The sequence below is a fragment of the Ruegeria sp. BF6 genome, assembly GCF_056538665.1.
This window is the reverse complement of the sequence record NZ_JBQFTN010000012.1, coordinates 16,562-26,337: the sequence shown is the minus strand read 5'-3', so window position 1 is coordinate 26,337 and position 9,776 is coordinate 16,562. Positions and strand designations below refer to the sequence as shown.

14 protein-coding genes and 1 tRNA gene are annotated in these 9,776 nt (G+C 57.6%); 5 read left to right on the top strand and 10 right to left on the bottom strand.

All coding sequences use genetic code 11. The features are described 5' to 3' along the window. Positions 1-11: 11 nt before the first annotated feature. From ACR0IM_RS19045 to ACR0IM_RS19030, 4 genes are all read left to right on the top strand, one after another. Positions 12-590, top strand: a complete 579-nt coding sequence (locus ACR0IM_RS19045; RefSeq protein WP_480594310.1) for a Maf family protein — start codon at positions 12-14, stop codon at positions 588-590. After that, positions 587-1,609: a ribonuclease E/G gene (locus tag ACR0IM_RS19040; RefSeq protein ID WP_480594309.1), complete on the top strand. Its 1,023-nt coding sequence runs from the start codon at positions 587-589 to the stop codon at positions 1,607-1,609. The genes ACR0IM_RS19045 and ACR0IM_RS19040 overlap by 4 nt, the downstream gene beginning before the upstream one ends. Then, positions 1,606-1,788, top strand: a complete 183-nt coding sequence (locus ACR0IM_RS19035; protein ID WP_480594307.1) for a DNA gyrase inhibitor YacG — start codon at positions 1,606-1,608, stop codon at positions 1,786-1,788. Before ACR0IM_RS19040 ends, ACR0IM_RS19035 begins: the two co-directional genes overlap by 4 nt. 79 nt (positions 1,789-1,867) lie before the next feature. After that, positions 1,868-1,942, top strand: a tRNA-Phe gene (locus ACR0IM_RS19030). A gap of 422 nt (positions 1,943-2,364) precedes the next feature. Here the strand turns inward: ACR0IM_RS19030 and ACR0IM_RS19025 are convergent. Together ACR0IM_RS19025 and ACR0IM_RS19020 are read right to left on the bottom strand one after the other, a co-directional pair. After that, positions 2,365-2,922, bottom strand: a complete 558-nt coding sequence (locus ACR0IM_RS19025; protein WP_480682864.1) for a hypothetical protein — start codon at positions 2,920-2,922, stop codon at positions 2,365-2,367. Position 2,923: 1 nt separating this feature from the next. Then, entirely contained in the window at positions 2,924-3,379 is a 456-nt protein-coding gene (locus ACR0IM_RS19020) for a hypothetical protein (RefSeq protein WP_480682863.1), read from the bottom strand. Positions 3,380-3,699: 320 nt separating this feature from the next. On the opposite strand from ACR0IM_RS19020, the gene ACR0IM_RS19015 reads away from it, so the two are divergent. After that, entirely contained in the window at positions 3,700-3,984 is a 285-nt protein-coding gene (locus tag ACR0IM_RS19015; RefSeq protein WP_480682862.1) for a hypothetical protein, read from the top strand. Positions 3,985-4,043: 59 nt separating this feature from the next. Here the strand turns inward: ACR0IM_RS19015 and ACR0IM_RS19010 are convergent, their stop codons facing one another. The 8 genes from ACR0IM_RS19010 to ACR0IM_RS18975 form a co-directional block, all read right to left on the bottom strand. Continuing rightward, positions 4,044-4,580 carry a hypothetical protein gene (locus tag ACR0IM_RS19010; protein ID WP_480682861.1) on the bottom strand — a complete coding sequence of 179 codons (537 nt, stop codon included), beginning with the start codon at positions 4,578-4,580 and terminating at the stop codon, positions 4,044-4,046. 131 nt (positions 4,581-4,711) lie between these two features. Continuing rightward, positions 4,712-5,518 (bottom strand): DNA adenine methylase, encoded by an 807-nt coding sequence (locus ACR0IM_RS19005; protein WP_480682860.1) that lies wholly within the window; start codon positions 5,516-5,518, stop codon positions 4,712-4,714. Positions 5,519-5,653: 135 nt separating this feature from the next. Then, complete coding sequence (locus ACR0IM_RS19000; RefSeq protein ID WP_480682859.1) at positions 5,654-6,049, bottom strand: hypothetical protein; 396 nt, start codon at positions 6,047-6,049, stop codon at positions 5,654-5,656. Then, on the bottom strand, positions 6,049-6,636 hold the full coding sequence (locus ACR0IM_RS18995; RefSeq protein WP_480682858.1) for a hypothetical protein: 588 nt from the start codon (positions 6,634-6,636) through the stop codon (positions 6,049-6,051). Before ACR0IM_RS18995 ends, ACR0IM_RS19000 begins: the two co-directional genes overlap by 1 nt. Positions 6,637-6,646: 10 nt before the next feature. Next, positions 6,647-7,492, bottom strand: coding sequence for a phage tail-collar fiber domain-containing protein (locus ACR0IM_RS18990; RefSeq protein ID WP_480682857.1), 846 nt, complete (start codon positions 7,490-7,492; stop codon positions 6,647-6,649). A 12-nt stretch (positions 7,493-7,504) separates the two neighbouring features. Further along, the gene (locus tag ACR0IM_RS18985) at positions 7,505-8,173 is read right to left on the bottom strand and encodes a phage tail protein I (RefSeq protein ID WP_480682856.1); all 669 of its coding nucleotides are present in this window, start codon (positions 8,171-8,173) and stop codon (positions 7,505-7,507) included. Then, positions 8,173-9,288 carry a baseplate J/gp47 family protein gene (locus ACR0IM_RS18980; RefSeq protein WP_480682855.1) on the bottom strand — a complete coding sequence of 372 codons (1,116 nt, stop codon included), beginning with the start codon at positions 9,286-9,288 and terminating at the stop codon, positions 8,173-8,175. The genes ACR0IM_RS18985 and ACR0IM_RS18980 overlap by 1 nt, the downstream gene beginning before the upstream one ends. Beyond that, a complete protein-coding gene (locus tag ACR0IM_RS18975; protein ID WP_480682854.1) occupies positions 9,278-9,661 on the bottom strand; it encodes a hypothetical protein in 384 nt (127 codons plus the stop codon). The genes ACR0IM_RS18980 and ACR0IM_RS18975 overlap by 11 nt, the downstream gene beginning before the upstream one ends. Positions 9,662-9,776: the final 115 nt, after the last annotated feature.

Here is a 9,776-nt window from a genome sequence, read left to right as displayed (position 1 = left end):
CGCCTGCCGCAATGGCGTTTATCTTAGGATCGGGCAGCCCAAGGCGGCTGGACCTGCTGGCCCAGCTTGGTGTGCAGCCCGATGCGATTCGCGCCCCCGACATCGACGAAACGCCCCTGAAGGGCGAGCTGCCGGTGCCCTACTGCAGCCGTATCACGCGGGCCAAAGTGCAGGCGGTGCAGGCGGATAATGGCGATATAACCCTGTGCGCCGACACCACCGTCGCGCTGGGTCGCCGCATTCTGGGCAAACCCGAAGACGCAGGCCAAGCGGCCGAATTCCTGCATGCCTTGTCCGGTCGGCGGCACCGCGTGATCACCTCGGTCGCCGTGCGGCGTGGGGACCGGATATTGCAGCGAGATGTTGTTTCCCAAGTCAAGGTCAAACGTTTGTCGGACGTGGAAATCAACGCCTACCTGGCGACCGGAGACTGGCAGGGAAAAGCAGGTGCCTACGCCATCCAAGGTCCAGCAGGTGGCTTCATCCCATGGATTTCGGGCTCGTTCACCGGCATTGTGGGTTTGCCACTATCTGAGACTGCCGCCCTTTTGCAAGGCATCGGTTATCCGCTGTATCGTGAGGCATCATGAAGGGTCGTACCATCGTTCTGGACCATATTGAAAACCGCGAAGCAGCTGCTTTGATGGTGGACGGAAAGCTTGACGATTTCCTGATCGCGTCAGACGCTCCCGTGCCGGGCACGATCTATCGCGCCCGCGCCGACCGTCCGGTCAAAGGGCAGGGCGGTATGTTCCTGACAACGCCTGAGGGCCCGGCCTTTCTGCGCCAGGTCAAGGGGTTGGCGCCGGGTGCGCTGTTACTGGTGCAAGTCACGGGTTATGCTGAACCGGGCAAAGCGCTGCCGGTAACCGACCGTATCCTGTTCAAAAGCCGCTATGCAATTGTCACACCCGATGCGCCCGGCCTGAACATCTCGCGTTCCATCCGTGACGAAGAAGAGCGCGACCGTCTGCTCGAGATCGCGCATGAATGCATGGAGAGCAGCGACTATGGCCTGATCCTGCGGTCGTGCTGCGAGGGCGAGGATGCGGGCGAGATTGCCGAAGATATCAGCGCCATGCTGGCCCACGCTGATCAGGTTCTGAAAGATTCCGGGGCTGAGCCCGCGCTTTTGCTCGAAGGTGACGGCCCGCACGTATTGGCCTGGCGCGACTGGACCGACCCGGCTGAGGTCCTGACGCAGGCGGGCGGGTTCGAGGTGCAGGGAGTGCTTGACGCGCTGGACGTGGCGCGCGGGATATCCGAGCCGCTTCCGGGCGGGGGCCACCTGTTCATCCAGCCCACGCGCGCTTTGGTTGCCGTGGATGTGAACACCGGGTCCGATACGTCTCTGGCCGCTGGCACCAAAGCCAATTTCGCCTGCGCCAAGACGCTGGCCCGTGCGCTGCGTGTACGCGGCCTTGGTGGGCAAATCACGGTGGACCTGGCCCCCATGCCCAAGAAGGACCGCCGCGGCTTTGAAGCGGCACTGCGCGCTGCGTTCAAGGCAGATGGGATCGAGACCACTCTGGCCGGCTGGACACCGTTGGGGCACTATGAACTGCAGCGTAAACGTGGCCGTATTCCGCTGTCGGAGGTGTTCAAATGAGTTGTCCGATCTGCGGCGAAGACACGGTGATGAGGTTCCGCCCGTTCTGCTCAAAACGCTGCGCTGATATCGACTTGGCCAAGTGGTTTAACGGGTCATATGCGGTTCCGTCACAGCGCGAAGAAGACCTGGACGCGGACGTCACTGAGGGGGAAACAGAGCAATCCCGCCCACATTGAAAAAATGTCAAAAAGGCTCTGGACACTGCCAGTGGCAAGTCATAGAAGGCCTCCACCCAACGATGAACATCGTTCCCGTGCCCGGGTAGCTCAGGGGTAGAGCAGTGGATTGAAAATCCTCGTGTCGGTGGTTCGATTCCGCCCCCGGGCACCACTTTTAGTCATAACCTGTTGTTCGCCATCAGTTTTCTTGTGGAGACTGCGAGGGCGTATGACAAATCGGTGCCGTATTCGTTCACCAAGAACGGCATTTATTACTTCGAGAGTGTAGCGCGGCGGCAGCTTTCGGACAATTTGGCACGATTTCCCGGACAACTCGACGTGACCCGTTGGTAGACACGGGCCACTGAGCCGCCGTTCGCCGCTGTTGCATGATCAAACGTCCACAATGGAAGCTATGCGGACAAAGTGAGCTTTCGCTCCGATTGTGCCAAAGTCGGCTTTTGACGAAAACCCGCAATGTCAAAAACGGTCAATTCTGACTGAAACAATTGGAACAACTGCAAGTTGCATAACATGCAATGTGTCTGGAAACGTTCTCCGACCTCAAAAGGTCAAGATCGGTATCATTGAACTTTAGCGTTCTTTCCAGCCTGGCGGCTGCGTAGACTCCCCAAGTCCCTTGGGCCATGTCGGATCTAGGCCACCGATATCAGGAACAATTTCTGGATTTTCTCGCGAGCTGATCAGAGTATTCTGCAAGCCGACAGGAAGCGGTCTACGCCAAGCAATGGATGGGTCCCTCGAGACTTCATCATCCTCGAATTCATTGTCGAACGTTAAGTTAACGTTCTCCCAAACCTTGTGAAATTTCTCCGGCAGGAAAATCTTTACGCAGAACAATGTAGGCCGTCTGTCACCAAATGCAGAAGTCTGGATCAGAACATCTTTTGGTGGCCTAATGCCACGACGCACACGCGCATCTGGATTAAGGAATACATCCTTGACGAACATCGGTCTTGCCTCAGGGGGCAAGCTCATCATCTCAAGATAGGCGGCACGAAACTCTGGTGTTCTCACGAAGGCAATTAGGACGGCATATCCATCCGACATAGCCCGTGTCAACTCTTCCCGCGAAAATTTCTGACCAGTGTAATGGGCAGAATGATCGGTGTTGACTACGTTCTCGTTCATATTACCCGGATCCCAATCCGCCACAGGCTGCCAATCCACCACAAGCACACAAGCATCCGGCGAGCGGGGTGATCCCATCTTTGCGAGCATCCGCTGCTATTAGCTCATTCAATAACTCGGGATTGACCGAAGCAATTCGGTCCAAAATACCCGGTTCCATCTCATGCATCGAACGCAACAGACCTTTTTCAGCATCACCAAGCTCTCCTGCGAATACCGCCGGTATTTCATTATCAAAGTATCTACTGGAGATCCTTACTCCTTCAGGTAGCGGCACCCCCTTCTCGCGCAGTTTTTCTGGAGTCAGGCGCTCCATCACGACACTCAGTCTTTTTTCATTTGGTGTGGATTTCAGCTCTGCCATCGCGCTGACATATTCTGGGTGGGTAAGAGCCTGAACCATCTCATCGGTGATTGATTTCAAGCGTTGCTCGTCCAGATAGTCTTCCGGTCCCATGGCACCCTCCGCTAATTCCCAATAATCGAAGTATATCAGATAGAGCGTGCAAATGTGGATTTCATTCGATGAGCTTTCCACTTTTTGCCTTCTGGCTGAACAAGACCAAGATTCGAATGTCGAGAACGGTCAATTGTTATCACGGCACAATCACCAAAATCGTTAAAACCTTGTACCAAAAAGCCTTGGCAAAACTGCCTTTGATTTTGCAACATCTTTTTGGCTGAAACTCCTTAACGCGGACGTTGATGCGCAGCGCGGCGATTGGTAGCTCTGGGCTCACAACAGACATTCAAAAGTTCACAATGAGGAGGTGAGCGATGGTTTACTGCCGGTTCACTGATTTGGACGGCCGCTGCGAAGTCTACGTTATGGACGACCGCTACAGAGATGGTTGGACGACTAAGGTTGCCAAGACGTCGAGTGACCGCAAGGACACTGGCAGGACGTTCAGCCACGCCACACCCGGCGAATGTGCTGACAATTTGGAACGGTTGGCGGCAGAGGGTTTTCTTGTCCCGCAGGACGCAGTTGACAATCTGCGAGCCGAGCAAAGCATATTGGAACAGTACTTTCCGTCGAAGCTGGCGGAAATGCAGCGATAGTTCACAATGAGGAGCCAAGGTCGACTATGCGGGAATTGCTGCCACTCGGCGATAGTTCATCATCTACACGGCGAAGACGCTACGTCAGGCAAAACTTCCCAAGCCATTAAAACGTGGTCACCATCATCAACGGGTGAAAAGTTGACCAAAATTGGTAAACCACGTTTCGTATTTTGCACTACTGACCGAAATCCAAACACGCCCGCAGCGTTTAGTTCGAACTGGCAAACCTCTGCGGGAAGCCCCATTGCGCTCATAACCTCGGTGACAACCGTGCTATCCGCGCCCTGAAAGCCATTCACAGTTATTCCGCACGCTCGTGCAAATGTGAAATGGGCATCGCCTGCCATCATAGTCCCAAGTGTCCAGTTTTTCTCTGGAAACCGCCAAGACTGTCGCTGCGCGGCGACTCCTTCAACTCCAATGTCTGCATTTGGCACGCTCGATGGGCCGACAAGGCCTTCCGAAACGAATGGATCGTCGTCGACCATCGGCACCAAGCATCGTGCCAAAAACTCATCAGGAAGCTCCGCAGCGTTTGCAAGAACTGGAAAAAGAAAGGCGAATGACATCAGTAAAGGATCAAGTTTCTTCATGCAAAAAACCGAGCGCCGTTCCCTGTTTATTTTGCCGTCGACTTAGCATGGCACGTCAAGTGATGCCACACTTGCGTAGAGGTGCAAACTGGGCTCACAGCCGACTTCGGCTGCGAGCTCTGCCGTTAGATCTAAAACTCGAAATTACTGATCAGCAGCTCATCCCGCGCCCCGCGCGCGTCGTTGGTTTTGCCGATGGTGTAGGTGGTCTCCACGGGTGTGATCCGGAACGCCGAGAAGACTTCGCGGATCTCGGGCACATCGTTGATCGACATCAGGAACTGGCCCCGGATGCCATTCAGCTGAGCGGCGAGGCGTTCAAAATCAGTACGCTCAAACAGCGACCTGCCATAGTCGCTTTCACAGCCCCAGTAGGGCGGATCGAGGTAGAAGAACGCGCTCGGCCGCTCGACGCGGCGAATGAACTCGGCATAGTCCATGCAGGTGACGGTGACGCCGGACAGGCGGGTGTGCAGCGCCTCCAAATCCGATTCCAGCGTGGTCAGGTTGAAGCGAGCCGGACGGTCGGCCGAGAGGCCGAAATTCCGCCCCGAAATCTTGCCGCCAAACGCGGTGCGCTGCAGGTACAGGAACCGAGCCGCGCGCTGCATGTCGGTGAGTGTGGACGGATCGGTTTTGACTAGGCGATTGAAGTTGGCCTGTGTCGTAAGCTGGAACCGCATCAGGTCCAGAAAGGCGACGTAATGCTCCTGAAGGACGCGAAACAGGTTGTAGACGTCCCGTTGGGCGTCGTTGATAAATTCGGCGCGCGCCTGTTTGCGACGGCGCAAAAATATCCCGCCCATTCCAACAAACGGCTCAGCATAGGTATGGTGCGGCTCCACGTCGATGATGGCGCAGATGCGTTTGGCCAGATTGCGCTTTCCGCCCAGCCAGGGGGCGACAGGTTTGGTCTGCTCGATGTCATGCTTTGACATTTGTTCTCGAATCGTTCTCTTATGCGGCCATCTCATGATCATGAGTGCGGACGGCCTTGATTTGCGTAAGGTCGGCGGGGACGAGTGGAGTCGGACCCCGTGGTAATGGGCGGTTGCCGCCGCCCATGCCTCCGCTTAACGGTAGGTGTCCAAAACCCCCTGTAGCGTTAGGTAATGATCGCGGTATTCGAAGGAACCGAATTGGCCGCCCACGCGCACTGCGAGGTAAAAGATAAGGCTGATCAGGATGGCAACTAGTGCAGCGGGCAGCCAAAACAATGCGCCCGACTGCGTAACCGCATCCCGCAACATCGCGCGCAGGAACTTCCAGTCGCAGCGGGTACGATCCCAGCGATCGCCACCCACGGCGTAACCGAAATCATGGTGTCGCCAGCTGGCATCCTGAAAGAACCAACTGGCGGTCTCAGTAATGAAGCGCCGCACCGCCTTTGGCAGCCAGTACGGCCCCAGACCGTTGCCGAACTGCGCCTGCTGTTCCGGGGTCAGATCATGGAAAGAAGGACGCAGCATCAGTCCACCTCAATGCCCAGCTCGGCAGCAAGGGCGATGGCCTGCGCCTTTCCGTTCTCAAGGATGGTCTTGAATTTGAACGGATCGGTTTCGGCCTCGATGTCAGTATCCAGTTTCACGCGCAAACCTGCCGCCTTTGCGATCACGGCCTCATAGGACGTCGCCCGCGCGACGATCACGTTGGCCAGTTCTTCAGGTGTCCGAGTGGATGCCTCTGCCTCGGCCTCGATCATGGCAGTTTGATCGGCGCGAGCGGTTCCCGCCACATAGGCACGCGCCGCTTCGGCTTTGCTGGGCCAGCTGGCGCGTTCGTAGCTTGGAACCTGACCTGTAATCTGGGTCATGAACTGGTCAATCCACGCGGCCATTGCTGCTCGGGCCGCCGCCTTGCTGGGGTAAACCGGTCGCGCCGGTTCCACGTACTCGACAACCTCCCCGACAATGAAGCGGTAGATCACCTTTCCGGAAACGTGATCTGCCCATTGTTCCTCGGTCAGCCCGACGTTCGGCTCCGGAATGTCGCCATGCACGCCCTCCCGAAAAAACCCGTTAAAGCTGCCGTCTTCATCATACGTTGCTCGGATCATGATTGCCTCATTACTTACCGATAGAGAAGAAACGGCACGGCGTGGCTGCGGTCATTTCAATGGCGTTGGTCCATGCCGAATGAACTGTGAAGTTTGCCAGCGTAAGCGTTTCTATTCGCGCCCCTTCGGTTGGATTGCCATCCGGGTTAATACGACCAACCGTGTCAGATATGATCGTCTGATAATGCGCGGTCGGAAATGCCATCGGCAGCGCGACGACCTTGGACAGGTTGTTTCCAACGTCGTCAAAAACGAAACTGCCCCACTGAATGATCAACCCACCCGGCAGGGCCTGCACACCGGCACTGGCATGTGTGGCTGACAATTGACCGGCAATCTCGGCCAGCGCTGCTGTTGCGTCGAGAGAGAGCGTCCGATCCTGAGACAGGTCACCACCGCCCTGCAACCCGGCGCCCGCAATGATCTGGCGCTCAACCGGAACGTAGGAGTCCGTACCGACCACTTGCAGGATGAGGTTCTGCAGGTCGGAAAACAGCACATGGATCCGTAGCAGTGCCGAGACCGTGTCCTTCGGCTTGTTCACCGAAGGGTCATAGTGGGCAACGGCAATCAGATCACCATCTGCATCAAACAGCCCGGCCTCCCTGATCACAAAAGGCCCCTCTTCAACGTCCAGCAGGATCTCGAAGAATGCCGTGTTCAGCGCACCGTTCACGGTTCCGTTTCCTTGCACGGCTTTGCGGCCCTGCTCGTTTTCCAAGGCCGTTTCGTTACCGCCGGGAATACGATTGCCGTCGCCCCAAGCGATTTCGGTAATTGTGAGCGCGGTGCCGCCAGCCAGAGCTGCGGCCTCCTTGTTGCGCCCAGTTTGGGTCAGGATGGCGAATTGAGCCATGTATGGCGCTCCTTACGCAGTCGTCACGATTGAGGTGATACGGGTGGTCGGCACCACTGCCACCTTGGCAGCAGCGTCCAGGACAGGCGGCGGATCAATCTCTACGTCCGCTGTCGCAACGATGTGGGTCAGGGCAAATGCGCCAGCATAGGCAACCGGTCGAGCCGGGACGCCGATCCGAAAATCCGTGCCCTGTGACTGACGCTTTGTGGCCTCGATCATTTTCAGGGTCGCGCGAGTTTGAAGAGGCGAAAAATAGCCATCATCACCCGGAAGGATGACCTCATCGATCATGACCGTCAGCCGGTGAGTGTTGGGTGTCCCCATAGGCTCCTGCGCGTGCCACTGTTCGATGATGGCCGTCATGCCCAACAGGCTCAGACCCAGCTTCACACCGGCGTCATACCCCTCCAGCGATTGCAGCAGGTAAGCGTTTTTCAGAACACGACGCTGGATGGCTTCGGGCAAATCGGCGTCGATGAACTCTTCCATCGAATATTCGGCGATCAGTGCAGGCAGCGCCTCGGCCGGACAGGTGTCAGCGTCCTTGACCTGAAAAGCGGTAATCGGCTGGTCGCCGATGATCTCGTTTAACGCTTGCAGATACGCGCTGCCGCGCTCGTCCAACGCCTGCGGTGGCGTGATGCGCTTCAGCTCGGACTTGGGCCAATACTCGGACATCAGACCGCCACCACAACAACCTGCAGGGCTGTGCATCTGCGCCACGACGAGGCGGCTACAGCGGCAAAGGCCAGATTGGGCACGTCCGCGTCCACAACGCCGACAATGTCGCGCGCGGCGTCCGTCAGGGCCGACGGGGCAATGTAGCCGCCAAGGCTGCGCTCCCATTCGTCCAGTACGTTCTGGACAGCCGCCTCGGCGTTGTCAGCAGCCTCCGGATCGGACAGCACGAGATGCAGCTCAGCGGTGAACTCATGCGCGGTCGGCGTTTTGACCTGAATGAAGTCACCTTGGTGAATGTTGCTCTCGTTGAACACGGACAGCAAAGAGGCGATTTCCTGTGCGTTGGGTGCACCAGTGTCCATCAGCGGGTAAATGTCCACATAACCGGGCTGCGGGCGGTCGATATGGACATCGATGCAGCGGGCATTCCATCCAAGTACGTCCGACACATAGCGCTCGCGGTTCAGACCATCCCCGATCCGCTCAAAGGCCAGCGGCAGGCGCTCCCTGTACCGGGCATCACTTTCGACCTCGGCCCCGCCGCCGGTCTCGGTCAGATTGGCAACGGTCGAGACGCCGGGGACCGGATCGATCAGAGCAGACATTGCGCCAACCGAGAACCCGTTTGCAGCAGCACCGGGTTCGGTTGCTGCAGCCAGAACATCAGCCGAAGTCTGACCGGCTGCGATGAACACGGCCACCTGCGTGGCGAACTGGACCAACCCGCCCGCATCAGCAACCCGCGTCCCGGGCGGGATCAGGATTTGCGACACGGCCGGTTGCGGGGCGCTGAACCGCAAGGTGGTTGTTGCGGGTGAGGCCTGCAGGCGCGGCGTGTTGCGATCCGCGCCGATAACATCCAGCCAGCTCCCGCGCGCATAGGCGACAAAACAGTTTTCAAGCGCCTGCTGCTCTTCGGCCGCGCGCAGGCTGAGCATGTAGGCGATGGTTTCCAGCAGGTACATCTCTGTCTGGCTGTCAGACAGGGTGCGGCCAGTGTCGGCCTCGAACCTGGCTTTCGCCTGGTCCAGCAGCTTTTGCGCCCCGAGGGTGACAAAATCGGGTGCACCTGCGGTGTTCAGGGCGGTGATCGGCGCAACATCAGAGGACATATTCGATCTCCGTTACCTGAAACTCATCCAGCACCGCTTCGCGCGGCGACCAGCTGACATTCAGCGAGATCGCCTCGAAGGTGGTCTGATAGGTGATTTCGTGGACCTGGACGCGGGGCACCCACAGGCGCAACGCCTCGCGCACCTCAGCCACCACAAACAGGCTACGCACGTTCATCGGCCGGTCGCGAAATTGATCGAGGTCGCAACCCTTTTCCGGGTTCAGCGGCACCGACTCTTTGGGCGTAAGAACGCACTGACGGATTTCCTGTGCGAGATCCTCAAGATCAGGCGCAATCTCGCCCCACGCAGGCCCCTCGGCCGTGCGTTTCATCTGCCAATGTACGTTTGTGATGGTGTTCCGATCCAGCATGACATGGTGATGCCGGATCTGAGGGGCGGTTAGATACCTGAACTCAGTTCAGGGGGATTGCGTTCAAGTTCTCTGTCTGAAAAAGAAAAGAGCTTCAACGAAAGGCATCCATGGT